Source organism: Streptomyces agglomeratus, assembly GCF_001746415.1.
GTDB classification, from domain to species: Bacteria; Actinomycetota; Actinomycetes; order Streptomycetales; family Streptomycetaceae; genus Streptomyces; species Streptomyces agglomeratus.
Map to the genome: position 1 here is coordinate 5,229,559 of NZ_MEHJ01000001.1, position 24,249 is coordinate 5,253,807.

Below are 24,249 nucleotides of genomic sequence, written 5' to 3' on the forward strand. Positions count from 1 at the left end.
CGGGCCGTCACCCGACCTTGGAGGCCAGGTCGCTCGCCAGGCCGTTCAGTACCGACTTGGCGTTCTTGCCGCCGTAGATCTCCTGGAGCGAGGCCGCCCAGCTCGTCGTCGCGTCGAAGAACTGCTCCTGCGGCGTGAACTGGATCTTCGTCTGGTCGACGACCGTCTCGAAGGTCTCGATGAAGCCCTCCAGCCCCTTCATCTTGTCCTTGTACGCGGGGTCCTGACTGACGGACTTCCTGACCGGGTCGATGTGGTTGCCCTCGACCGCCGCCTTGCGCAGGTGCTCCTTGCCGGTCGCCCACTGGAGGAACAGCCACGCCGCGTGCTTGTTCTTGCTCTTGGCGTTCATGCCGAGCGACCAGATCCACATGTTCGTGGCGAGCGACCCGCCCGGCCCCTTCGGCCCCGGATGGAAGGCGATCTTCCCGGCGGCGGGCGACGCGCCCTTCACCGCCTGGAAGTACGCGGCCGTGTCGGCGTCGAAGAGCATCCCGGCCTTCTTCGCGCCCAGGTCGCTGGAGCACTGGTACCAGGTGTACGACGTCCAGGACGGCGGCCCGCCCTTCCTGACCATCTCCGCCCAGTCCCGGGTGAAGGCCACGGCCTCCGGGGTGTTCATGGCGGGCTTGATCTTCCCGCCGTCGACCGTGAAGTCCTTCAGCCCGTACCGCGAGTACATCGTCATGAAGCCGGGGTGGATCGTCGCCCAGCTCCGCGACCCGCGCACCGCGACGCCGTACATCCCGTCGAAGCCCGCTCCCGGCGCCCTGCGTTTGATGGCGCCGGATATCTCGCGCAGTTCGTCGAAGGTCTCGGCCGGCTTCAGCCCCAGCTTCTTGAACACCTCGGTGTTGTACGCGACGACGTTCGTCTCCCAGCCCCACGGCAGCGCGTACTGCCCGCCCTGTCCGAGCGGCGCGCCGGCCTTGAGCGACCACTGGTCGGCCTGGAGGAGGTTCGGGAAGAAGTCCCCCTGGTCCCATTCGGCGCCGGTGGCCGAGGAGTTGCTCATCCACGGGCCGAGGTCCTCCAGCCACCCGGGCGGCCCGTACTGCCAGACCATGTAGGCGCCGAGCATGAAGATGTCGTACGACGCGCGCCCGCTGGACAGGTCCACGGTGAGCTTGTCGAAGTAGTTGTCCTCGGGGAAGACGTCGTACTCGACCTTGATGCCGGTCTTCTCGGTGAAGGACCTGAGGTCGGCGATCAGCGCATCGGTGTACGGGTGCTTGTTGAGCAGCGCCTTGACCGTCCTGCCCTTCGCCTTCTTCCAGTCGAAGGAGCCGGTGACGTCGTCGGCGGCCGACCCGCCGCCCCCGCTCTGTCCGTCACCGCCGAAGCCGGCGCCGCAGGCGCTCAGCAGCGGCGTGGCGGAAGCGGCCGCCGTGAGGGCGAGGAACCGCCGCCGGTCAGGTACGCGCATCTCCATCACGACCTCCGCCAACACGTGCAGTCGATTGGTTAACAGAGCTTGGAACAGCGGTAGTTGGGCGTCAATCCCTCGCGCAACGGAATATCTCGGTGCACAGTGAGAACTTCACAGACGCCGCCGATACGCGCGGGAGGCTCGTGTGCGGTCCGACAAGTCCGACGAGTCCAACGGGTCCAACGGGGCCGGCGGGTCCCACGACGACGCGGCCTGGCTGGGCATCGACCTCGGTACGCAGGGCGCCCGGGCGGTGGTCGTGACCACTCGCGGCCACGTGCTGGGCAGCGGCTCGGCGCCGCTGACCGGCCGGCGCACCGGCGTACGCCACGAGCAGGACCCCGGCGACTGGTGGGTGGCCGTCCGCACCGCGACCCGGGCCGCGCTCAGCGGCGTACCGGCGCGCAGACTCCGCGCGCTGGCGGTGTGCTCCACCTCGGGCACGGTCCTGCTCACCGACCCGTACGGTCACCCGCTCACCCCCGGCCTGATGTACGACGACGGGCGCGCCGCACCGGAGGCCGGCGAGGCGGGCGTACCGCCGAGCTGGGGCCTGCCCAAGGCGCTCTGGATGGTCCGGCGGCGCGCCGGGACCGTGGGCCGGAGTCCGGTGCGGCTGGCCCACCAGGCCGACACGGTCACCGCCCGCCTCACCGGCGGCCCGGTCGCCACCGACTCCAGCCACGCCCTGAAGACGGGCTACGACCTGGAGCGCGACACCTGGCCGGCGGAAGCCCTCGCCCTCCTCGGCCTGCCCGCCGCCCTCTTCCCCGACGTCGTACGCCCGGGAACCCGCCTGGGCGAGGTCACCGGACCGGCGTCGGCCGAGACCGGGATCCCCGCCGGGACCCCGGTCGTCGCCGGCATGACGGACGGCTGCGCGGCCCAGATCGCCTCGGGCGCCCTGCACATCGGCGCCTGGAACTCCGTACTCGGCACCACGCTCGTCCTCAAGGGCGTGGCCGCCACCCCCGTGCGCGACCCCGCCGGCATCGTCTACAACCACCGCTCCCCGGACGGCAACTGGCTCCCCGGCGGCGCGTCGAGCGTAGGCGCGGGCGCCCTGCGAACCGCCTTCCCGGGCGCGGACCCGGCGCGCCTCGACCGCCTCGCCGCCCGTCACGAACCCTCCGTGGCCCTGGCCTACCCCCTCACCTCACGGGGCGAGCGCTTCCCGTTCCGCGCCCCGCAGGCCACGGCCTTCGTCCTCGGCGGCGGTACGTCGGAGGGTGACCGGTGGGCCGCGTCGCTCCAGGGCATCGGGTACGCGGAACGCCTGTGCCTGGACTACCTCCACTACCTGGGCGCGCCGGTGGAGGGCCCCTTGACGTTCACCGGCGGCGCGGCCCGCAGCGCGTACTGGAACCGTCTGCGCACCGACATCCTCGGCCGCCCGTCCCGCATCCCCGAACACACGGAACCGGCCCTCGGCATGGCGGTACTGGCGGCGTACGGGGCGGGCGAGGCGGACGACCTGGCCGGGGCGGCGCGCTCCATGGTCCGCATCCGCCACACCCTGGACCCGGACCCGTCCCGCACAGCCGCGTTCATGGACCCGTACGCCCGCCTGGTCACCGAACTGGAACACCGGTCCTGGCTGCCGAAGCCGGTGGCGGCCCACGCCCTGGCGAGACTGGACACCTGATCCCCGGACCACCCGGCCCTCCTGGGGAGTACGCACAGAACCCCCCGGCCACCAGGGCCGGGGGGTCCGTTCGTACAGCGGCGAATCGCTCAGTCGTCCTTGGGCGAGCCGGCGGCCTTGCCGTCGCCGGCGGCGTCGCCGGCAGCGTCCGCGCCGGAATCAGCGGCATCGGCATCGGCCTTGGCAACAGAAACCGCGACCGGAGGCGTCACCTCGTCGCCGGCGCCAGCCTCCGGCTTCCGCACCTTTTGCAGCACGAAGCCCACCACAGCCAAGAACAGCGTCAGCCCGCCGCTCCAGTACAGCTGAAGCCGCGTGCCTTCCTCACGGGCCATCAGGACGAACACCGCCGCCATGCCGGCCAGCGCGACCCAGGTCAGCACCGGGTAGAACCACATCTTCACGACGAGCTTCTCCGGCGCCTCGCGCTCGGTCCGCCGCCGCAGCAGCAGCTGCGAGACGGCGATGAAGATCCATACGACCAGGATCAGCGCGCCGATCATGTTGAGCAGCCACAGGAAGATGTCGTTCGGCCGCCAGTAGCTCAGCAGCACGCACGCGAAGCCGAACACCGAAGACACCAGCACCGCGATGCGCGGAACGCCGCCGAACACCGCGCCCAGGGCCTTCGGCCCCTGACGGCGTGAAACCAGCGAGCAGGCCATGCGCGAGGCACCGTAGACGTTGGCGTTCATCGCGGACAGCAGGGCGACGAGCACGACCACGTTCATGATCTGACCGGCGGCCGGGATGCCGAGGTGGTCAAGGGTCGCGACGTACGGCCCCTTGGCGACCACGGCCTTGTCGTTCCACGGCACCAGCGTGACGATGACCGCCATCGAGCCGATGTAGAAGATCGCGATGCGCCACATCGCCGTACGCACGGCCTTCGCGACGCCCGCGACCGGACGCTCGGACTCGGCCGCGGCGATGGTGACCGTCTCCAGGCCGCCGTACGCGAACACCGAGGCCAGCAGACCGACGATGAGGCCCTCGGAACCGTTCGGCATGAAGCCGCCGATGCCCGTGAGGTTCTCCGCCCCGGGGGAGGGGGTGTCGGAGCCCGGCAGGATGCCCAGGATCGCGAGGGCGCCGATACTCAGGAAGAGGGTGATCGCGCCGATCTTGAGCGCGGCGAACCAGAACTCGAACTCGCCGAAGTTCTTCACGGCCGCCAGGTTCGTGCAGCAGAACACCAGCATGAAGAGGGCGACCCACGCCCACTCGGGCGTGTCCGGGAACCAGCCCACCATGATCTTCGCGGCGCCGATGCCTTCGAGGCCGACCGCCACGCAGAGCAGGAACCAGAACGCCCAGCCCGCCGTGAAGCCCGCCCACGGACCGATCGCCCGCTCGGCGTGCACGGAGAAGGAGCCGGAGGCCGGGTTGGCGGCCGACATCTCTCCGAGCATGCGCATCACGAGCATGACCAGCAGCCCGGATATCGCGTACGCGACGATGATCGAGGGACCGGCGGCGGCGATGCCCGCACCCGAACCGACGAAGAGGCCCGCGCCGATGACACCGCCGAGGGCGATCATCGACAGATGGCGTTGCTTGAGTCCGTGCGTGAGCGGCGAGTCGACCTTGTTGTCGGCAGAACCGACGGCGTCGGTACCCTCGACGGGCGCCGGCGCGGAAGTCCGAGACATGGGTGTGCCCTGTTCATTAGCTGAGACCGGGGGGAACAGACGCCACAGTCTGGGTACGCGCACCGCTCACAGGGAACACTTGACCGCTATACGGACACCACGCTCACACCTTGTGAACACTCACGCACGCCGAGCGCGCAACTCCCTCACCATCGCCACCACGAGCACCGCCCCGGTAGCGCCGGCCGACCACATCACCTGCGGCCGCGCCGCGTCGTCCGTGAGCATCAGCACGAGTACGCCGCCGAGCCCGGCCAGCGTGACCCAGGTGAGCCAGGGAAAGCCCCACATCCTGAGCGTCAGCGTCTGCGGTGCCTCGCGCTCGATGCGTCGGCGCAGACGCAGCTGCGAGGCCGCGATCAGCCCCCAGACGAACAGCAGCACCGCGCCCACCGCGTTGAGCATGTAGAGGAAGACCGTGTCGGGCCACAGGAGATTGAGGAGTACGGACACGAATCCGAAGGTGACCGATGCCAGCACGGCCCGCCGGGGAACCCCGCCGCCTTCGCCGCCCGATACCTTCAGCAGCCCCTTCGGCGCCTCGCCGCGCTCGGCGAGCGAGAACACCATCCGGGAGGAGCCGTACAGATTCGCGTTGAGCGCGGACAGCAGTGCCACGAACACCACGATGTTCATGATCTGCCCGGCCGCCGGAACGCCGATCGCGTCCAGCACGGTGACGTACGGACTGAGCCCCGCCTGCTGCGCGGTCCAGGGCAGCACGGTGACGATGACCAGCATCGAACCGACGTAGAAGAAGAGGATGCGCCACACGGCGGCGCGCACCGCGCGGGCGACGTTGCGGGCCGGGTCCTCGGTCTCGGCGGCGGCGATCGTCACGACCTCCAGACCACCGAAGGCGAACACCACGGCGAGCACGCCGGAGACGACGCCTTCCCACCCGTTCGGCAGGAACCCGCCCGCAGCGCCCGTCAGATGCGTGAACCCGACCGGCTCCGTCTCCGGCAGCACGCCGAAGACCGCCAGCAGCCCCAGCCCGAGGAACAGCACGATCGCCGCGACCTTGAGCGCGGCGAACCAGAACTCGAACTCGCCGAAGTTCTTCACGGCCGCCAGGTTCGCGCAGGTGAACAGGACCATGAAGATCAGCACCCAGGCCCACTGCGCGACCGCCGGCAGCCACCCGTGCGCGATCTGCGCCGCCGCCGTGGCCTCCACCGCCAGCACCACGACCAGCAGGAACCAGTACAGCCACCCCACGCTGAACCCGGCCCAACGCCCCAGTGCCCGCTCGGCATGCACCGAGAAGGACCCGGACGCGGGCATCGCCGCGGACATCTCGCCGAGCATCCGCATCACCAGCATCGCCAGCGCGCCCGCGATCAGATACGAGACGACGATGCCGGGGCCCGCGACCGCGATGCCGGCGCCCGAGCCCACGAACAGACCGGCGCCGATCACCCCGCCGAGGCCGAGCATGGTCAGGTGGCGCTGCTTGAGCCCGTGGGCGAGGGGCTCGGCCGTGACGTCTTGCATGGTGCTCGCAGCTCTGGAGATGTTCAGGGGGCCAAGTGGCCATTTGGCAAGAACCTACAGTCTGGCCGAGCACGCGCCACTTCCGCAAAACCGCGCTCCAAGCCCCCGACCTCAGTGACGAGCATCACGCCATCACCGGATTACCGTCCGCCCTTTGTGCGAACCCCACCACACCGTCAACCTCCCCTTTGTCGGCGGCTGACGGTGATCGCTCGTTAACCCCTGGGCTACGGTCACATGGTCCATTCCTGCCCCAGCCCTTCCTCCCGCGGAGTCCCGATGAGCACTGTTGCCGCCACCGCCCGCCCCGGAGCGGTCCTCGCCGACCTGCTGCCCTCCACCACCACCGCCGCGCGGGCCTTCGCCCGCGACGCGGCCCTGGTGCTCGGCGGCGCCGCGCTCACCGGCATCGCGGCCCAGATCGCGGTCCCGGTCCCGGGCTCCCCGGTCCCCGTCACCGGCCAGACCTTCGCGGCGCTGCTGGTCGGCACCGCCGTCGGCGCCCGCCGCGGCTTCCTCTCCCTCGCGCTGTACGCCCTGGTCGGCATGGCCGGCGTGCCGTGGTTCGCGGGCGGCACCTCGGGCGCGGGCGGCGCCTCCTTCGGCTACGTACTCGGCATGCTGCTGGCCGCCACCGTGGTCGGCGCACTGGCCCGCCGGGGCGGCGACCGCTCGGTGCTGCGCACCGCGGGCACGATGGTCCTGGGCTCGGCGCTCATCTACGCGATCGGCGTCCCGTACCTCGCCCTCTCGACCGGCATGTCGCTGAGCGCGGCGGTGGCGGTGGGCCTCGTCCCGTTCCTGATCGGCGACGCGCTGAAGGCGGCGCTGGCGATGGGCGCGCTGCCGACGGCGTGGAAGCTCGTCGACCGCGGCTGAGGCCCCCTGGTCATACGGAAGGGCCCGCACCTCGTCCTTGAGGTGCGGGCCCTTCGGTATGTCTGCCTACTTCTCGACAGTCTCGACGGTCTCGACGCCCGCGAGGCCGTTCGCCTCCCGGCCGCGCCGCAGCTTCTCGCGCACGAACGCGATGCCGACCACGACAGCGGCCACCAGCAGCGACAGCAGCACCTGCTCGCGCGCCGCGTCGTCGAACGCCATGTAGACGATCACGAAGGTGATCATCGCGGCGGTCGCCCACGTCAGGTACGGGAAGAGCCACATCTTCACGATCAGGTTCTCCGGCGCCTCGCGCAGGATGATGCCGCGCATGCGCAGCTGCGTGAAGCAGATGACCAGCCAGACGAACAGCGCCACAGCGCCCGAGGAGTTCAGCAGGAACGCGAACACCGTGTCGGGCCACTTGTAGTTGAAGAAGACCGCCACGAAGCCGAAGGCGACCGACGACAGGATCGCCGCCGTGGGTACACCCTGCTTGTTCGTGACCGCGAACGACTTCGGCGCGTCACCGCGCTGCCCCAGCGAGAACGCCATCCGCGAGGCGGTGTAGAGCCCGGAGTTCAGGCACGACAGCACGGCGGTCAGCACGATGACGTTCATGATCTGGCCGGCGTGCGGGATGCCGATCGAGTTCAGAGCGGCGACGTACGAGCCGTCCTTGAGGATCGACTTGTCGTTCCACGGCAGCAGCGTCAGCACGACGAAGATCGAACCGAGGTAGAAGACGCCGATGCGCCAGATCACGCTGTTCGTGGCCTTGGTCACGGCGCGCTGCGGGTCCGAGGACTCGCCGGCGGCCAGCGTGACGATCTCGCTGCCCATGAACGAGAAGACGACCATCAGCACACCGGTCAGGATCGCGCCGGGCCCGTGCGGGAAGAACCCGCCGCTGTCGGTCAGGTGCGCGAACCCGGTGCCCGGGTTGTCGGACCCCGGCAGCACACCGAAGACGGCCAGCAGACCGATGACGACGAAGCCGCCGATCGCCACGACCTTGATCCCGGCGAACCAGAACTCGAACTCACCGTAGGACGAGACGGACACCAGGTTCGTGGCGGTCAGCACGACCATCACGATCAGCGCCCAGCCCCACTGCGGCACGGCGGGTATCCAGCCTTCGAGGATCTTCGCGCCCGCGGTCGCCTCGACCGCCAGCACCACGACCCAGAAGAACCAGTAGAGCCAGCCGATGGAGAACCCGGCCCAGCGCCCGAGCGCGCGGTCCGCGTACGCCGAGAAGGAGCCGGACGTCGGGTTCGCGGCGGCCATCTCGCCGAGCATCCGCATGACGAAGACGACAAGGGCGCCGACGAGTGTGTACGACAGAAGAATCGCCGGACCGGCGGCCGCGATGCCGCCGCTCGATCCCACGAACAGACCGGCGCCGATGACACCGCCAATGGCGATCATGGACAGATGGCGGTTCTTGAGACCGGCCTGGAGACCGTCCGAAGACTGCGGATTCCCTGGCTGTACCGGGTTTCCGCCTGCCTTCGCAAGGGTCGGCTGCGCGCTCATGCACAATCCTTAGCTTCTTGGGGCACTCGGGTTACGAGCCCCCGCATTCAAACTGGAAGTGACGGCAGACGGAAGGCCCGATTCCGGATCGTTGTACGAAATCCGAAGCAAGCACCGATCCGCCCCCGGATCCACACCTCGGCGCGCACCCCGGCCCTCACCCCGGCGACGGCTACCCGGAGCCGCCCGTGCCACACTCGTCCCATGCGCGTGTACCTCGGTTCCGACCATGCCGGATACGAACTCAAGAACCATCTCGTCGAGTGGCTGAAGGCCCACGGGCACGAGCCCGTCGACTGCGGCCCCCACATCTACGACGCCCTGGACGACTACCCGCCGTTCTGCCTGCGTGCCGCGGAGAAGACCGCCGCGGACCCGGAGAGCCTGGGCATCGTGATCGGCGGCTCCGGCAACGGCGAGCAGATCGCCGCGAACAAGGTCAAGGGCGTACGCGCCGCACTGGCCTGGAGCGAGCAGACCGCGGCGCTCGGCCGTGAGCACAACGACGCCAACGTCATCTCCATCGGTGGCCGCATGCACACCCAGGACGAGGCGACGAAGTTCGTGGAGATCTTCCTCGCCACCCCGTACTCGGGCGAGGAGCGCCACCAGCGCCGCATCGACATGCTGGCGGCGTACGAGCAGACCGGCGACCTCCCCCGATTCCGGCCCACCACCCCCAGCAGCCGTAACCCGCAGCCCGAGTCCCGCACCGGGCCCCAGCGCCCGGTGCGGGTCCCAGCTGCTCCCGAGCCCCACCGGCCCGGGGGACAGGCACCGCCTCCCGCACCCGTCACACCGGCAGCGGGACGACCGGGCCGGCCCGGCAGTACCCGAGTGTTTCGAACGCCCGAGGAGACGCCCGGCGCGCCCCCGGCAGCCCGAACCCGCCGCGGTACCGACCCCGCAGGACCCGCAGGAGACCGCAGCCATGCCCGAGGGGCACACCATCCACCGCCTGGCGGACGACCACCGCGCCCGCTTCCTGGGCACGCCGGTACGCGTCACCAGTCCCCAGGGCAAGTTCGCGGACAGCGCCGCCCTCCTGGACGGCGCCGGGCTGAACGCCGCCGACGCACACGGCAAGCACCTCTTCCTCGGCTTCGAGGACACCGGCTGGGTCCACATCCACCTCGGCCTCTTCGGCAAGCTCGGCTTCGGCGCGGCCCCCGCTCCACCCCCCACCGACACGGTCCGCCTGCGCCTGGTCAACGCCGACCACTACGCCGACCTGCGCGGTCCCACCACCTGCGCCCTGATCACCGACGGTGAGAAGCAGGCGATACACGACCGCCTCGGCCCGGACCCCCTGCGCCCCGATGCTGCGCCCGACAAGGCATGGCAGCGCGTCTCCCGCAGCCGCACCACCATCGCCGCGCTGCTCATGGACCAGAAGGTCGTCGCGGGCGTCGGCAACGTCTACCGCGCCGAAGTCCTCTTCCGGCACGGCATCGACCCGTACCGCGCGGGCAGGGACCTCACCCGCCGCGAGTGGGACGCGATCTGGGAGGACCTTGCCGTCCTCATGCGCGAGGGCGTACGGAACAACCGCATCGACACGGTCCGCCCCGCACACATGCCCGAAGCGATGGGCCGCCCGCCCCGGGTCGACGACCACGGCGGCGAGGTCTACGTCTACCGCAGGGCGAACCTTCCCTGCCACATCTGTGGCGGCGAGATCCGCACCGCCGGTCTCGCCGCCCGCAACCTCTTCTGGTGCCCGGGCTGCCAGGGCTGACCAAAACCGACCAACCGGAAACCGACCAAGCCGGCACGGCCGGAACCTGCGTTGCCGGAACGTACGCGCCGGAACCTGCGTTGCCGGAACCTGCGTTGCCGGAACCGGTCAGAACCCGTGCGGAAGCCAGGGCGCGACCCCCGCGCCGAACGCCTGCGACGCCTCGGCGAGCGCCCCCGGCCGCAGCTCACGCACCCGCCCCGCCGCCGCCAGCGAGGCCAGGCTGACGCCGCCGAGGTACGCCGCCCCCAGCTCCCGTACGGACAGCGCCAGATCCGCCGCCTCGTCCGTACGCTTGCACGACGCACCGCCCTTCGCGTCTCCGGTCAGCCGCCAACGCCCCTCGTTCCAGGGGCAGAAGGCGTCGGCCACCTCGAAGACGACGTCCACCGGGGCCTGGTACGCGCGCGCCTCCAGCGCCGCCCCCAGCCCCACCAGCCGCACATAGAGCGAGTCCCGCACCCGTACGTCGCACCGCCGGATGTCCGAGACAAGGTGCTGCCAGGCGTCGTCCACGGGCCGGTTGCGGACCCAGACCTTCGATGCCAGGTCGATGTCGAAGAGGAAGCGCCACAGCGCGGCGTTCGCCGCGGGGTCGAGCGCCTCCAGGTCCCGCAGCACGACCGTGGCGTCGGAACCGGCCCATTTCCACTCCGGCTTGAAGTGGAACCGGGCATACCCCACCACATCGCCCGCACGCTCGGCCAGTACGCACCGCAGCGGCGACGCGCCGTCCCGGTCGCTCTCCGGGTCGAGCAGCGGCATCCGGTCCCAGTGCGGCCTGCGGGCGAGCATCCCGGGCCGGGCCGGCACGTTCCGCGCGTACACCGTCTCGCAGGCGTCCCGCACGTCCGCCGGCGCGGCGGACCGCAGCCGTACGTCGTCCGTCCCGGGCGGCACCTCCAGCCGCACCCGCGCCGTGTCGATCTCCGCGGCCAGCTGCTGTGTTGCCGCGCCGTACCCGAAACGTCCGTAGATCGCTGGCTCGGAAGCGGTGAGCAGCGCGAGCGGCTCGCCCCATTCCCGCACGTCGTAGAGCTGGCGCCGCATCATCTCGGTCAGGACGCCGCGCCGCCGGTGCGTCGCCGCGACGCTCACCAGGCTCACACCGGCCGCGGGCACCAGCGCGCCGCCCGGCACGGACAGCCGGAAGGAGAACGCGCTCGCCGTGCCGACGCACTGCTGCCCGTCCCAGACGCCGAGGCTGCGGGCCGGCTCGGTCACCGCGCGGTCGAACGCCCGCTCCTCCGCACTCTCGGGCACACCCCCGAAGGCGAGCTCGACCGCCTCGAACCAGTCGTCCCACTCACTCGCACGCAACACGCGTAATTCGGTGGTCATATGCCATGCCTACCAGGCCACCGGCATTCGAGCGACCCAATTTCGAACACAATGTCACAGGGGTCCCCCTGCGGAGGAGCGGCGGGGATGGATAGGGTCCACCGCAATGGCAGCTGGAGTGGGAACCGAATCGTTCTCGGCACGGACGCGCAAGTCGGCGCACCGGGCCCGGATCGCGCTGCGCAAATCCGGCGTCGACTACTTCCGGGGAGACGGCTCGGACTGGATCGCCCTGGCCGGCCTGCTGCTGACGGTCCCGGCGATCGTCCTCGGCACGATCGTGTCGCCGGTCTGGTGCGCGCCGGCCATGCTCGTGCTGCCGATCGTGGCCGGCGGCCTGCTGCTGCGCCCCGCAAGCCTGCTCGGCCTGTACGCCGCGGCCGCCGGCGGGCTGATCGTCGAGTCGGTCGCGCTCGGCCCCTACGCGGGGGGCCCGGCCACGGTCACCCCCGGCACCGTCCTCACGGTCGCGGCCTGCGGCTTCTTCGGCCTGATCATCGCCCAGTTCCGGGCCAGGGTCGGCGTTCCGTGGCGACGCGGCGGCACGATGCTCTTCGACCTGCGCGAACGCATCCGGGTACAGAGCGCGCTGCCCCGCCTGCCGAAGAACTGGCACAGCGAGATGGCCCTGCGCCCGGCGGGCGGCCAGTCCTTCTCCGGCGACTTCGTGGTCGCGGCCCGCACGAACGGCGGCCGCACCCTGGAGGTCGTACTCACCGACGTGTCGGGCAAGGGCATGGACGCCGCCTCGCGTGCCCTGCTCCTGTCCGGCGCGTTCGGCGGACTGCTGGGCTCGCTCCCGCCGCACGGCTTCCTCCCCGCCGCCAACGGCTACCTGCTGCGCCAGGACTGGGAGGAGGGTTTCGCGACCTCCATCCACCTGGTCCTGGACCTGGACTCCGGCGACTACGAACTCCTGTCGGCGGGTCACCTCCCCGCTCTCCAGCTGCACGCGGGCAGCGGACGCTGGGAGGAGAAGTCCGGCGAGGGCCCGCTGCTCGGTGTGTACGACGGCGCCCAGTTCGACTCCTGCAAGGGCTCGCTGGAGCCCGGCGACGTACTGATGCTGTTCACCGACGGCCTGGTGGAGGCGTCGGGCCGGGACATCGCGGAAGGCATCGACCGCCTGACCGGCGAGGCCGACCGTTACGTGTCCTGCGGCTTCCAGGGCGCCGCGTGGCACCTGATCGAAGCGGTGGCGAAGGACGTCAACGACGACCGCGCGCTCCTCCTGATCTGCCACGACGCGTAACCGGCCCCGGTCCCGGTCCGTACAGCCCCGGTCCGAGTCCGTACCGCCCTGGTTCCAGTCCGTACAGTCGGACCATGCCGAATCTGACACTGGCCGAGGTCGAGGCCGTGGCCCGGGCCGCGCACGCCACCCAGACCGACAAGGCCGGCCGCCCGTACACCGAGCATCTCGCCGCCGTCGCCGAGGGCGTCCGCGCGCGGGGCGGCTCCGAGGAGCAGATCGCCGCGGCCTGGCTGCACGACGCGGTCGAGGACGGCGCACTGTCGGCGGGGTGGCTGGCGGCGGCGGAACTTCCGCAGGCCACCAAGGACATGGTGCTCGCGGTGACCAAGCGCCCGGGGGAGGACCTGCGCGCGTACACCCGGCGCGTCCTCGCGACGCCCGGAGCGCTCCTGGTCAAGGAGGCGGACCTCGCACACAACGCGGACCCCGGCCGTCTCGCCGTACTCGACGAGGCGACCAGGGCCCGGCTCACGCTCAAATACGCGGAGGTACACCGTCTCCTAGGACTGGAACCCCGGCCCGGGACCGCTGCCCGGACCGCCTCCCTCTAGGAGGCCCTGATCAGCGAACGGCGCTCCCGCTGCCGGGCGTTCTCGACCGGATCGCGGCGAAAGGCCCAGTTCATCTCGGGCTCCATCGCCCAGCGGAACATCCGCCGCACGAACGGGGTGCAGAGCAGCGTGACCGCGACGGCGATCGCGACGGTCACGAAGATCTCGCCGAGCGGCGTCGAGAGCCACGGGTACGTCTCGAACAGGTTGGCGTAGCCCGCGCCCTTCACCAGGAAGCCGTGCAGCAGGTATCCGCCGAGGGTGCCGGCGCCGAGCACCGTGAACCACATCCTGCGGCCCGGGACCCAGGCCAGGAAGCAGGCCGTCAGGATCAGCGAGCACCCGAAGAGGGCGAAGGTCATGACGACCCCGGCCCACCAGGGCGCGCCGATCTGCTGCGAGGCGCTGCTGTGGTAGAACCACCCGAGCCCGAGGCGGGGGGCGGCCCAGTACGCGAAGAGCAGCGTGCACAGGACCACGGGAACGGCCAGCAGCCGGACCTCGCGCCGGCGCACCATCCGGAAGTGCTCCGGCTTCAGCAGCAGACCGAGCACGAAGTACGGCAGGAACTGGAGCACGCGCTGGAGGTTGAGGTCGTCTCCGATGTTGGGGGTCACGGAGGCGAGGACGGCGATGGCCAGCGCCACCGGCAGGGGATGGCGCAGTGACTGCCAGACCGGGGTGGTCAGCCGCCACACGAACAGGGCGATCAGGAACCAGGTCAGGTACCAGGGGTCGAGCAGGCTGATGGACTGGTCGGGGTCGTCGGCCCACCGCTTGAAGAGTGTGTAGGCGGTCTCAAAGATCACATACGGTACGGCGACGCCCGTGATCAGGCGCTGGAGCTTCTTGCGGCTCAGATCGAAGCCACGTGAGAAGTAGCCGGAGATGATGATGAAAGCCGGCATGTGGAAGCTGTAGACGACGATGTACAGCGCGCGGGTGGCGCGGCTGCCGTCCATCACCGGCTCCCACATGTGCGCCATCGCCACCAGGACGATCGCCAGGTACTTCGCGTTGTCGAAGAAGGCGTCGCGCTGCTTGGGGGCCGGGGTGGCGCCCGGAAGGGGGACGGGGGTCGCGGCACGGGCCGGCGTGGGGGGCGCGTCGGTCCCGTACCCGTGGGCGGTGGCCGAGGCGGTCCGTGCGAGGGGTGTTTCGGGCTCCTGCTCCCGGGCCGGGGGGAGCGGGGCCCTCTGATATCCGTGCGGAGCGTGAAACATCTGAGGCACCCTAGCTGCGCCCCCGGATTCCGTAAAACCTCGTTCGCCGCTCTCTGCTATTCGTGTGAGTACCCCGTGGACGGAGAAGTCGACATAGTGATGGGTTTTTATGGCCGGGCTCACATTTTCACCCCCGTATGGGGTAACTCATCCAGATTAAATGGTGCATAACGCCAGCGGGCGACTCTGGTGATATGTCCCGTTTCATTGCGTCTTTACCGGTCATCGAGATGTGGGCGTCCACGCAATTCGAATTTCCTGCGAACGTGATGTGTGGATAGCGAAACGATCATGCCTAATAACTGCCGCACGGGGCAGATCAATTCAGCGGCGCGCATGTGCGGCGCCCGCGCCCCGGGGTGCACGCCGGGCCTGCCGACGGCGCGAACCACGTGCCGACGTTGCGTCACGCGGCAACCACCAGTGGTGAGTTGGTGGCACGATGGTGCCTGCGGGAGTGCGCTGGGCCGTGCGCTCCCGGGCCGGCAAGGCGGACCGACCGAGGGTGTGATCAGTTGTGGCCATTTCACTGTCTGTGGTGCTTCTGTTGGCGATCGTCCTGGTGGTGTTGATCCGCGGGGGCTCGATCAAGGCGGGACCGGCGGTGGTGGCCGTGCTCTTCGGCTTCTTCCTCGCGTCCACCGGCATGGCGCCGTCGATCAACCGCTTCCTGAACTCGCTGGCGGAGACCATAAACGAGATCAGTTTCTGAGGGGGCGGCCGGAACGGCGGCCCCCGGGAGCGCCACGGCTCCGCAAACGCGTCCGGCCCGGCTCGGTGACGTATCACCGAGCCGGGCCGGAGGCCGTGGAGCGGGCGACGGGAATCGAACCCGCGTAGCTAGTTTGGAAGACTAGGGCTCTACCATTGAGCTACGCCCGCACAGCGCACCGCCGGTCACGTGACCGCGGCACGAAGAGCATCGTAGCGGGTTCCCGGCGGTCGGCGCACACCCGATACGCCCCCCGTAAAGCGGCGGCCGTACTGTCCGCGGCCATGTACCCTACGTGTCGCACCGACGGGGTGTGGCGCAGCTTGGTAGCGCGTCCGCTTTGGGAGCGGAAGGTCGTCGGTTCGAATCCGGCCACCCCGACCATCACACACATGATCCCGCGCGATCCCGACCAAGATCGCATTGTGGGAGTCTTCCTGCTTGCCGTTACTATGCAAACTCGTGCCCGTGTGTCTGATGTGCCGGGCTCGAACGGCGAAGCCGCCATCCGCGCGGCCCAGCAGAACCCCAGAAGTCAGCCCCCAAGGAGACCGAACCGTGAAGAGCGCCGTGGAGACCCTGAACCCGACCCGGGTTCGGCTCAGCATCGAGGTGCCCTTCGAGGAGCTCAAGGACAGCCTCGACGCGGCGTACAAGAAGATCAACCAGCAGGTCACGGTGAAGGGCTTCCGCAAGGGCAAGATCCCGAACCGAGTCATCGACCAGCGGTTCGGCCGTGGTGCTGTGCTGGAGGAGGCCGTCAACGACGCCCTTCCGAAGTTCTACACCGAGGCTGTCAACGAGGGTGAGCTGAACGTTCTCGGCCAGCCCGAGGTCGACATCACGGAGCTGAAGGACGGCGAGCTGCTCTCCTTCACCGCCGAGGTCGACATCCGCCCGACGATCGAGATCCCGGACTACTCCGGCATCGAGGTCGAGGTCGACGCGGTCGAGGTCAAGGACGAGGACGTCGACAAGGCCGTGGAGGAGCTGCGCGGCCGCTTCGCCTCCACCAACCCGGTCGAGCGCCCCGCCGCCGCCGGCGACGTCGTGACGATCGACCTGGAGGCCAAGGTCGACGGCGAGGTCCTCGAGGACGGCGTGGCCGAGGGTGTCTCGTACACCATCGGCTCCGGTGAGCTGCTCGACGGCATCGACGAGGCCGTGACCGGCCTGGAGGCCGGTGGCGAGGCCACCTTCACCTCCTCGCTCAAGGGCGGCAGCGCGGAGGGCAAGGAGGCCGAGGTCACCGTCAAGGTCACCGCGGTCGCCGCCCGTGAGCTGCCCGAGCTGGACGACGACTTCGCGCAGATGGCGAGCGAGTTCGACACCCTCGACGAGCTCAAGGCCGACAGCCGCAAGCGCCTCGAGAACATGAAGCAGTACGACCAGGCCACGCAGGCCCAGGAGCGCGTCCTGGAGAAGCTGCTGGAGCTGGTCGAGGTCCCGATCCCCGAGAAGCTGCTCGAGGACGAGGTCAAGACCCGTAAGCACAACCTCGAGCACCACCAGCTCGGCCAGATGGGCCTGGACATCGAGAAGTACCTCGAGATCCAGGGCAAGACGGCCGAGGAGTTCGACGCCGAGCTGCGCGAGCAGGCGGTCAAGGGCATCAAGACGCAGTTCGTCCTCGACGAGCTCGTCAACAAGGAGAAGCTGAACGTCAACCAGGAGGAGCTCACCGAGCACCTCATGCGGCGCGCGCAGTCCTCCGGCATGAGCCCCGACCAGTTCGCCCAGGCCGTCGTCGAGGGTGGCCAGGTGCCGATGCTCGTCGGCGAGGTCGCCCGCGGCAAGGCGCTCGCCGTCGTCGTCGAGGCCGCCAAGGTCACCGACACCAACGGTGACCCGGTCGAGCTCGAGGACGAAGAGGACGAGGCCGCCGAGGCTTCCGACTCCTCCTCCGAGGAGAAGACGACCGAGGCCTGAGCCTCGACCGCTCCGATCTGATCCGATCCGCGGGGACGGGCCCGGACGCATCACGCGTCCGGGCCCGTCGTCGTACGCGGGTACGGTCCGGGACCTTGCGCTCCCAGCGAACAGTTCGGGAACCGGGATGGCGTTGTCCTACCTGCGCGTTAGGGTCCATGAAGAGGAGAGTGGGGAGTCCCCGCCCTCCGGTACGAAGACGCTGAGACGGCCGAAGCCGTCAGAGACGAGCAGGTGTATACGTGACGAATCTGATGCCGTACGCCGCGGGTGAGCCGTCCATCGGTGGGGGCCTCGGCGACCAGGTCTACAACCGGCTGCTCGGCGAGCGGATCATCTTCCTCGGCCAGCAGGTCGACGATGACATCGCCAACAAGATCACAGCACAGTTGCTCCTCCTTGCGGCCGACCCGGACAAGGACATCTACCTCTACATCAACAGCCCCGGCGGTTCGGTGACGGCCGGCATGGCGGTCTACGACACCATGCAGTACATCCCGAACGACGTGGTCACCATCGGCATGGGCCTCGCGGCCTCGATGGGCCAGTTCCTGCTGACCGGTGGCGCCGCGGGCAAGCGCTTCGCGCTCCCCAACACCGACATCCTGATGCACCAGGGCTCGGCCGGCCTCGGCGGCACCGCCTCGGACATCAAGATCCAGGCCGAGCAGCTGCTGCGTACGAAGAAGCGCATGGCGGAGATCACCGCCCGGCACTCCGGCCAGACCGTCGAGACGATCATCCGTGACGGTGACCGCGACCGCTGGTACTCGGCGGAAGAGGCCGTGGAGTACGGCCTCATCGACGAGATCATCAGCTCCGCCTCGGGCGTTCCGGGCGGCGGCGGTACCGGGGCCTGATCCCCGCACCGAGCCTCCCCCGCCCACCGAACGCCACCAGGATGGTGAGAACCCACATGAACGACTTCTCCGCGAGCGGCCTCTACACCGGCCCGCAGGTGGACAACCGCTACATCGTGCCGCGCTTCGTCGAGCGCACCTCGCAGGGCGTGCGTGAGTACGACCCGTACGCGAAGCTCTTCGAGGAGCGCGTGATCTTCCTCGGTGTGCAGATCGACGACGCCTCCGCCAACGACGTCATGGCGCAGCTGCTGTGCCTGGAGTCGATGGACCCGGACCGCGACATCTCCATCTACATCAACAGCCCCGGCGGCTCGTTCACGGCCCTCACGGCCATCTACGACACGATGCAGTTCGTGAAGCCGGACATCCAGACGGTCTGCATGGGCCAGGCGGCCTCCGCCGCCGCCGTCCTGCTCGCCGCCGGCACGCCGGGCAAGCGCATGGCACTGCCGAACGCGCGGGTGCTGATCCACCAGCCCTCCTCGCAGACCGGCCGTGAGCAGCTCTCCGACCTGGAGATCGCGGCCCAGGAGATCCTGCGGATGCGTTCACAGCTGGAGGAGATGCTCGCGAAGCACTCCACCACGCCGATCGAGAAGATCCGCGACGACATCGAGCGCGACAAGATCCTGACCGCAGAGGACTCCCTTGCGTACGGTCTGATCGACCAGATCGTGTCCACCCGCAAGAACGCGCCCGTGGGCGCCTGACGCGTGGCAGCCCGCCCCTTGGCACCGTCCACGTCAATGTGAACCGTGCCAAGGGGGGCCCGAACGGGGGCCCAGGCAAGGTACCGTCGGATATGAGGCACCAGGAGACGCTGAACGTGGCGTCTCCCAGGCGAAGGGGAAGCACCTCGTGGCACGCATCGGTGATGGCGGCGACCTGCTCAAGTGCTCGTTCTGTGGCAAGAGCCAGAAGCAGGTGAAGAAGCTCATCGCAGGTCCCGGTGTGTACATCTGCGACGAGTGCATCGACCTCTGCAACGAGATCATCGAGGAGGAGCTCGCAGAGACCTCCGAGGTGCGGTGGGAGGAACTCCCCAAGCCGCGGGAGATCTACGAATTCCTCGAGGGATACGTAGTCGGCCAGGAGCCCGCCAAGAAGGCGCTCTCGGTGGCGGTCTACAACCACTACAAGCGCGTACAGGCCGGCGAGAACGCGGGCAGCGGCTCGGGCCGCGACGACGCGATCGAACTGGCCAAGTCCAACATCCTCCTGCTGGGCCCGACGGGTTCCGGCAAGACGCTGCTGGCGCAGACGCTCGCGCGCATGCTCAACGTGCCCTTCGCGATCGCGGACGCCACGGCGCTGACGGAAGCCGGCTACGTCGGCGAGGACGTCGAGAACATCCTGCTCAAGCTGATCCAGGCGGCGGACTACGACGTCAAGAAGGCCGAGACCGGGATCATCTACATCGACGAGATCGACAAGGTCGCCCGAAAGAGCGAGAACCCGTCGATCACGCGCGACGTATCGGGTGAAGGCGTCCAGCAGGCCCTCCTCAAGATCCTTGAGGGCACGACGGCCTCGGTCCCGCCGCAGGGCGGCCGCAAGCACCCGCACCAGGAGTTCATCCAGATCGACACGACGAACGTGCTGTTCATCGTGGGCGGCGCGTTCGCCGGCCTGGAGAAGATCATCGAGTCGCGGGCGGGCGCCAAGGGCATCGGCTTCGGCGCGACGATCCGCTCGAAGCGGGAGATCGAGGCGAGCGACCAGTTCCAGGAGGTCATGCCGGAGGACCTGGTGAAGTTCGGGATGATCCCCGAGTTCATCGGCCGCCTCCCCGTGCTGACCTCGGTCCACAACCTGGACCGCGAGGCGCTCCTCCAGATCCTGGTCGAGCCGCGCAACGCGCTGGTGAAGCAGTACGAGCGGCTCTTCGAACTCGACGGCGTGGAGCTGGAGTTCGAGCGCGAGGCGCTGGAGGCGATCGCGGACCAGGCGATCCTCCGCCAGACGGGCGCGCGCGGCTTGCGCGCCATCATGGAGGAGGTCCTGATGTCGGTGATGTACGAGGTCCCGTCCCGCAAGGACGTCGCCCGCGTTGTCATCACGGCGGACGTGGTCCACAACAACGTCAACCCGACGCTGGTCCCGCGCGAGCCGCGCATCATCAAGAACGACGGCCGCCACGAGAAGTCCGCGTAGCGGTCCGGTCCGTACGAACAAGGGGCGCCCGGCGGTTCTTCGCCGGGCGCCCCTTCGTGTCCGTTCCCCGTGTCCGTACCGCGTTACTTGATCTCGACGCGGACGTCGTTGCGCAGCTTGGCGGCGTTGGCGGCGGCGTCCTCCATCGGGATGTCCTTGCCGGTCAGGGTGGCGCCGGCATCGGAGTACATGACGTACGCGACCGTGCTGTGGTCACCCCATACGCACATCGGCGTCTTGAAGCTGTTGGGCACGCCCGCGTCGTCCGCGCCGGTCTCGCCCATCTTGAACTCGGCCTTCTGGCACTTCATGATGCCGTTCTCGAAGCCCTCGGGAGTGAACTCCTCGGGGGAGCCGATGAACTTGAAGCCGTCGGACGAGCCCTGCGTGGAGTTCTTCTTGATCTCCGCGAACATGGCGTCGACGACCTTCTCCGGATCGTCGATCTCGCCGTACAGACCAGTGAAGTTGAGCGCCTTCTGGCTCACGGTCTGCCCGGACGTGTACTGGCCGTTGACGTTCTTGGCACCGGTCACGCCCTGCGCTTCGAGCTCCTTGACGTCGTCCGCGGTCATGCCGCCGCCGCTGGGGGAGGCCGACTTCTTGTACTCGCCGTTGAGGACGGTCGCCGGCGCGGTCAGTTCGTACTTCTTCCCGTCGTCCGCGACACCGCTGCCGCTCATGAAGAAGTACGCACCGCCGCCGATCACCGCCAGCGCCACGACCACCGCGCCCACGATCAGGCCGGTCTTCTTCTTCGGCGCGCCCGGCGGGGGCGGGACCATGCCGCCGGGGTACTGCGGCTGCTGGCCGTAGGGGCCGGGCGGCTGCGGCTGGCCGTACTGGGGCTGCTGGCCGTACGGACCCGGCTGCTGCGGCTGCTGCGGGTAGCCGTAGCCCTGGGCGGGCGGTGCCTGCTGAGGGTAGCCGTAGCCGGGCTGGCCCTGCGGCGGCTGCTGGGGCTGGCCGTACGGGTTCGGCTGGCCCTGCGGCGGCTGGCCGTAGGGGCCCGGCTGCGGGGGTTGCTGACCGTACGGACCCGGCTGGTTGTAGCTCATGGACTGGGTTCCCCTCCGGATACTTATGCGTTACGAACATCCTGACGGAACCACCGGCGTCCCGGGGCGGCGGGGGGCTCACCGTTACCAAGAATCCGGTTTCGGTACGGGGCTGTGACGCCCGTAAACTGAGCCCGTGACCGAGAACTCATCGCAGCAGCCAGCCGCCCCCGCCCCCGAACTGCCGACCCAGTACGCGCCGGCCGAGGTAGAGGGGAAGCTGTACGAGCGCTGGGTGGAACGCGGTTACTTCGAAGCCGACGAGAAGAGCGGCAAAGAGCCGTACACCATCGTCATCCCGCCGCCGAACGTCACGGGATCGCTCCACCTCGGCCACGCCTTCGAGCACACGCTGATCGACGCCCTCACCCGCCGCAAGCGCATGCAGGGTTACGAGACGCTCTGGCAGCCCGGCATGGACCACGCCGGCATCGCCACGCAGAACGTCGTCGAGCGCGAGCTCGCCAAGGAGGGCAAGTCCCGCCACGACCTGGGCCGTGAGGCGTTCGTCGAGCGCGTCTGGCAGTGGAAGGCCGAGTCCGGTGGCCAGATCTCCGGCCAGATGAAGCGCCTCGGCGACGGCGTCGCGTGGTCGCGCGAGCGCTTCACGATGGACGAGGGCCTGTCCAAGGCCGTCCAGACCATCTTCAAGAAGCTGTACGACGACGAGCTGATCTACCGCGCCGAGCGCATCATCAACTGGTGCCCGCGCTGTCTGACGGCCATCTCCGACATCGAGGTCGAGTACCAGGAGGACGACGGCGAGCTCGTCTCCATCCGGTACGGCTCCGGGGACGCGTCGATCGTCGTCGCGACGACCCGCGCCGAGACGATGCTCGGTGACACCGCCGTCGCCGTCCACCCCGACGACGAGCGGTACGCGCACCTCGTCGGCACCGAGATCGAACTGCCGCTCACCGGCCGCCGTATCCCGGTCGTGGCCGACGAGCACGTCGACCCCGAGTTCGGCACGGGCGCCGTCAAGGTCACCCCGGCCCACGACCCGAACGACTTCGAGATCGGCCAGCGCCACGGCCTGCCCAACCTGGCCGTGATGGACGAGCGCGCGGTCATCACCGTGCACGGCCCGTTCGAGGGCCTGGACCGGCTGGAGGCGCGCAGCGCCATCGTCGCCGCCCTGCGCGCCGAGGGCCGGATCGTCGCCGAGAAGCGTCCGTACGTCCACCAGGTCGGGCACTGCTCCCGCTGCAAGACGACCATCGAGCCGCGGCTCTCCCTCCAGTGGTGGGTCAAGGTCGGGCCGCTGGCGAAGGAGGCCAGCGACGCGGTCCGTGACGGCCGCGTCAAGATCCACCCCAAGGAGATGGAGCCCCGCTACTTCGGCTGGGTCGACAACCTCCGCGACTGGTGCATCTCGCGCCAGCTGTGGTGGGGCCACCGGATCCCCGTCTGGTACGGCCCGAACGGCGAGATCGTCTGCGTCGGCCCCGACGAGGAGGCGCCGTCCGGCGAGGGCTGGCACCAGGACACGGACGTCCTGGACACCTGGTTCTCCTCGGGTCTGTGGCCGTTCTCCACTCTCGGATGGCCCGAACAGACCCCGAGCGTCGAGAAGTTCTACCCGAACTCGGTCCTGGTCACCGGCTACGACATCCTCTTCTTCTGGGTCGCCCGGATGATGATGTTCGGCATGTACGCGATGGACGGCGTCCCGCCGTTCCACACCATCGCCCTGCACGGCATGGTCCGTGACCAGTTCGGCAAGAAGATGTCGAAGTCCTTCGGGAACGCGGTCAACCCGCTGGACTGGATGGACGAGTACGGCTCGGACGCCGTCCGTTTCACCCTCGCCCGCGGAGCCAACCCGGGCGTCGACGTCCCGATCGGTGAGGACTGGGTCCAGGGCTCCCGCAACTTCGCCAACAAGATCTGGAACGCCACCCGCTTCGCGCTCATGAACGGCGCGACGGTCGAGGGCGAACTGCCGCCCGCCGAGCAGATGTCGGCGACCGACCGGTGGATCCTCTCGCGGCTCAACACCACGGTGGCCGAGGTCGACGCGTACTACGAGGACTACCAGTTCGCGAAGCTCTCGGACGCGCTCTTCCACTTCGCGTGGGACGAGGTCTTCGACTGGTACGTCGAGCTGTCCAAGACCACCTTCTTCGCGGGCGGCGAGCCGGCCAAGGTCTCCGCCCGCGTCCTGGGCGAGGTCCTCGACGTGATGCTGCGCCTGCTCCACCCGGTCGTCCCCTTCGTCACCGAGACGCTGTGGACCACGCTCACCGGCAAGGAGTCGCTCGTCATCGCGGACTGGCCCGAGGACTCGGGCTTCCGCGACACCGAGGCCGAGCAGGAGATCGGGCTCGTCCAGCAGGTCGTCACCGAGGTCCGCCGGTTCCGCTCCGACCAGGGCCTCCAGTCCGGCCAGAAGGTCCCGGCCCGGCTGACCCTGGACGGTACGGCGCTCGCCCCGCACGAGGCGGCCATCCGCCAGGTGCTGCGCCTCCAGCCGGCCGAGGAGGGCTTCCACGCCACCGCGTCCCTGCCGGTCGCCGGCGCCCGGGTCGAGCTCGACCTGTCGGGCACCATCGATGTCGAGGCCGAGCGCAAGCGCCTGGCGAAGGACCTCGCGGCGGCCGAGAAGGAGAAGGCCCAGGCGATCGGCAAGCTCGGGAACGAGGCGTTCCTGGCCAAGGCCCCGGACAACGTGGTCGACAAGATCCGCGGGCGGCTCTCCAAGGCCGAGGCGGACATCGAGCGCATCACCACCCAGCTCGCGGCGCTGCCGCAGAAGTAGGGGCGGGCACGACGTACGTCGAG

The 24,249-nt window shown here is 69.4% G+C and carries 18 protein-coding genes, 2 tRNA genes and 1 pseudogene; 13 read left to right on the forward strand and 8 right to left on the reverse strand.

Going from position 1 to position 24,249, the window contains the following annotated elements; translation table 11 throughout:
- Positions 1–7: 7 nt before the first annotated feature.
- Positions 8–1,432 carry an ABC transporter substrate-binding protein gene (locus AS594_RS22735; protein WP_069932291.1) on the reverse strand — a complete coding sequence of 475 codons (1,425 nt, stop codon included), beginning with the start codon at positions 1,430–1,432 and terminating at the stop codon, positions 8–10.
- Between the two features lie 142 nt (positions 1,433–1,574).
- Between AS594_RS22735 and AS594_RS22740 the strand changes: the two genes are divergently transcribed.
- Positions 1,575–3,074 carry an FGGY-family carbohydrate kinase gene (locus AS594_RS22740; RefSeq protein WP_079148123.1) on the forward strand — a complete coding sequence of 500 codons (1,500 nt, stop codon included), beginning with the start codon at positions 1,575–1,577 and terminating at the stop codon, positions 3,072–3,074.
- Between the two features lie 89 nt (positions 3,075–3,163).
- Here AS594_RS22740 and AS594_RS22745 read toward each other — a convergent pair whose 3' ends face one another.
- Positions 3,164–4,726, reverse strand: coding sequence for an amino acid permease (locus AS594_RS22745; RefSeq protein ID WP_079148735.1), 1,563 nt, complete (start codon positions 4,724–4,726; stop codon positions 3,164–3,166).
- 120 nt (positions 4,727–4,846) lie between these two features.
- Positions 4,847–6,223: an amino acid permease gene (locus AS594_RS22750; RefSeq protein WP_069935324.1), complete on the reverse strand. Its 1,377-nt coding sequence runs from the start codon at positions 6,221–6,223 to the stop codon at positions 4,847–4,849.
- Positions 6,224–6,502: 279 nt separating this feature from the next.
- Here AS594_RS22750 and AS594_RS22755 point away from each other — a divergent pair, with 279 nt between their 5' ends.
- Positions 6,503–7,102: a biotin transporter BioY gene (locus AS594_RS22755; RefSeq protein ID WP_069928753.1), complete on the forward strand. Its 600-nt coding sequence runs from the start codon at positions 6,503–6,505 to the stop codon at positions 7,100–7,102.
- Positions 7,103–7,168: 66 nt separating this feature from the next.
- On the opposite strand, the gene AS594_RS22760 is transcribed toward AS594_RS22755, so the two are convergent.
- On the reverse strand, positions 7,169–8,641 hold the full coding sequence (locus AS594_RS22760; RefSeq protein WP_069928754.1) for an amino acid permease: 1,473 nt from the start codon (positions 8,639–8,641) through the stop codon (positions 7,169–7,171).
- Positions 8,642–8,845: 204 nt separating this feature from the next.
- On the opposite strand from AS594_RS22760, the pseudogene AS594_RS41230 reads away from it, so the two are divergent.
- Together AS594_RS41230 and AS594_RS22770 are read left to right on the forward strand one after the other, a co-directional pair.
- A pseudogene (locus AS594_RS41230) lies at positions 8,846–9,333 on the forward strand (ribose-5-phosphate isomerase).
- 239 nt (positions 9,334–9,572) lie between these two features.
- Positions 9,573–10,379 carry an Fpg/Nei family DNA glycosylase gene (locus tag AS594_RS22770; RefSeq protein WP_069928756.1) on the forward strand — a complete coding sequence of 269 codons (807 nt, stop codon included), beginning with the start codon at positions 9,573–9,575 and terminating at the stop codon, positions 10,377–10,379.
- A 108-nt stretch (positions 10,380–10,487) separates the two neighbouring features.
- Here the strand turns inward: AS594_RS22770 and AS594_RS22775 are convergent, their stop codons facing one another.
- Positions 10,488–11,720 carry a GNAT family N-acetyltransferase gene (locus tag AS594_RS22775; protein ID WP_069928757.1) on the reverse strand — a complete coding sequence of 411 codons (1,233 nt, stop codon included), beginning with the start codon at positions 11,718–11,720 and terminating at the stop codon, positions 10,488–10,490.
- A 106-nt stretch (positions 11,721–11,826) separates the two neighbouring features.
- Between AS594_RS22775 and AS594_RS22780 the strand changes: the two genes are divergently transcribed.
- The gene (locus AS594_RS22780; RefSeq protein WP_069928758.1) at positions 11,827–12,972 is read left to right on the forward strand and encodes a PP2C family protein-serine/threonine phosphatase; all 1,146 of its coding nucleotides are present in this window, start codon (positions 11,827–11,829) and stop codon (positions 12,970–12,972) included.
- A gap of 74 nt (positions 12,973–13,046) precedes the next feature.
- Positions 13,047–13,526, forward strand: coding sequence for an HD domain-containing protein (locus AS594_RS22785; RefSeq protein ID WP_069928759.1), 480 nt, complete (start codon positions 13,047–13,049; stop codon positions 13,524–13,526).
- Here the strand turns inward: AS594_RS22785 and AS594_RS22790 are convergent.
- Positions 13,523–14,749, reverse strand: coding sequence for an acyltransferase family protein (locus tag AS594_RS22790; RefSeq protein WP_069928760.1), 1,227 nt, complete (start codon positions 14,747–14,749; stop codon positions 13,523–13,525). The genes AS594_RS22785 and AS594_RS22790 overlap by 4 nt on opposite strands.
- Positions 14,750–15,266: 517 nt before the next feature.
- On the opposite strand from AS594_RS22790, the gene AS594_RS22795 reads away from it, so the two are divergent.
- Positions 15,267–15,461: a hypothetical protein gene (locus tag AS594_RS22795; protein WP_069928761.1), complete on the forward strand. Its 195-nt coding sequence runs from the start codon at positions 15,267–15,269 to the stop codon at positions 15,459–15,461.
- 96 nt (positions 15,462–15,557) lie between these two features.
- Here the strand turns inward: AS594_RS22795 and AS594_RS22800 are convergent.
- A tRNA-Gly gene (locus AS594_RS22800) sits at positions 15,558–15,631 on the reverse strand.
- 137 nt (positions 15,632–15,768) lie between these two features.
- Between AS594_RS22800 and AS594_RS22805 the strand changes: the two genes are divergently transcribed.
- The 5 genes from AS594_RS22805 to clpX all read left to right on the forward strand — a co-directional run bounded on the left by AS594_RS22805 (position 15,769) and on the right by clpX (position 20,407).
- Positions 15,769–15,845, forward strand: a tRNA-Pro gene (locus AS594_RS22805).
- Between the two features lie 174 nt (positions 15,846–16,019).
- Positions 16,020–17,390, forward strand: coding sequence for a trigger factor (gene tig, locus AS594_RS22810; RefSeq protein WP_069928762.1), 1,371 nt, complete (start codon positions 16,020–16,022; stop codon positions 17,388–17,390).
- Between the two features lie 254 nt (positions 17,391–17,644).
- Positions 17,645–18,250: an ATP-dependent Clp protease proteolytic subunit gene (locus AS594_RS22815; protein ID WP_069928763.1), complete on the forward strand. Its 606-nt coding sequence runs from the start codon at positions 17,645–17,647 to the stop codon at positions 18,248–18,250.
- 41 nt (positions 18,251–18,291) lie between these two features.
- Positions 18,292–18,963, forward strand: a complete 672-nt coding sequence (locus AS594_RS22820) for an ATP-dependent Clp protease proteolytic subunit (RefSeq protein WP_079144453.1) — start codon at positions 18,292–18,294, stop codon at positions 18,961–18,963.
- Positions 18,964–19,111: 148 nt separating this feature from the next.
- On the forward strand, positions 19,112–20,407 hold the full coding sequence (gene clpX / locus AS594_RS22825) for an ATP-dependent Clp protease ATP-binding subunit ClpX (RefSeq protein ID WP_069928765.1): 1,296 nt from the start codon (positions 19,112–19,114) through the stop codon (positions 20,405–20,407).
- Between the two features lie 83 nt (positions 20,408–20,490).
- On the opposite strand, the gene AS594_RS22830 is transcribed toward clpX, so the two are convergent.
- A complete protein-coding gene (locus AS594_RS22830) occupies positions 20,491–21,465 on the reverse strand; it encodes a hypothetical protein (RefSeq protein ID WP_069928766.1) in 975 nt (324 codons plus the stop codon).
- A gap of 136 nt (positions 21,466–21,601) precedes the next feature.
- On the opposite strand from AS594_RS22830, the gene AS594_RS22835 reads away from it, so the two are divergent.
- A complete protein-coding gene (locus tag AS594_RS22835; RefSeq protein WP_069935326.1) occupies positions 21,602–24,226 on the forward strand; it encodes a valine--tRNA ligase in 2,625 nt (874 codons plus the stop codon).
- Positions 24,227–24,249: the final 23 nt, after the last annotated feature.

What these genes read in the sequence shown, in the direction of transcription:
- AS594_RS22735 (WP_069932291.1), bottom strand. Translation starts at nt 1,432, where the DNA reads ATGGAGATGCGCGTACCTGACCGGCGGCGGTTCCTCGCCCTCACGGCG.
- AS594_RS22745 (WP_079148735.1), bottom strand. Translation starts at nt 4,726, where the DNA reads ATGTCTCGGACTTCCGCGCCGGCGCCCGTCGAGGGTACCGACGCCGTC.
- AS594_RS22750 (WP_069935324.1), bottom strand. Translation starts at nt 6,223, where the DNA reads ATGCAAGACGTCACGGCCGAGCCCCTCGCCCACGGGCTCAAGCAGCGC.
- AS594_RS22755 (WP_069928753.1), top strand. Translation starts at nt 6,503, where the DNA reads ATGAGCACTGTTGCCGCCACCGCCCGCCCCGGAGCGGTCCTCGCCGAC.
- AS594_RS22760 (WP_069928754.1), bottom strand. Translation starts at nt 8,641, where the DNA reads ATGAGCGCGCAGCCGACCCTTGCGAAGGCAGGCGGAAACCCGGTACAG.
- AS594_RS22770 (WP_069928756.1), top strand. Translation starts at nt 9,573, where the DNA reads ATGCCCGAGGGGCACACCATCCACCGCCTGGCGGACGACCACCGCGCC.
- AS594_RS22775 (WP_069928757.1), bottom strand. Translation starts at nt 11,720, where the DNA reads ATGACCACCGAATTACGCGTGTTGCGTGCGAGTGAGTGGGACGACTGG.
- AS594_RS22780 (WP_069928758.1), top strand. Translation starts at nt 11,827, where the DNA reads ATGGCAGCTGGAGTGGGAACCGAATCGTTCTCGGCACGGACGCGCAAG.
- AS594_RS22785 (WP_069928759.1), top strand. Translation starts at nt 13,047, where the DNA reads ATGCCGAATCTGACACTGGCCGAGGTCGAGGCCGTGGCCCGGGCCGCG.
- AS594_RS22790 (WP_069928760.1), bottom strand. Translation starts at nt 14,749, where the DNA reads ATGTTTCACGCTCCGCACGGATATCAGAGGGCCCCGCTCCCCCCGGCC.
- AS594_RS22815 (WP_069928763.1), top strand. Translation starts at nt 17,645, where the DNA reads ATGCCGTACGCCGCGGGTGAGCCGTCCATCGGTGGGGGCCTCGGCGAC.
- AS594_RS22820 (WP_079144453.1), top strand. Translation starts at nt 18,292, where the DNA reads ATGGTGAGAACCCACATGAACGACTTCTCCGCGAGCGGCCTCTACACC.
- AS594_RS22830 (WP_069928766.1), bottom strand. Translation starts at nt 21,465, where the DNA reads ATGAGCTACAACCAGCCGGGTCCGTACGGTCAGCAACCCCCGCAGCCG.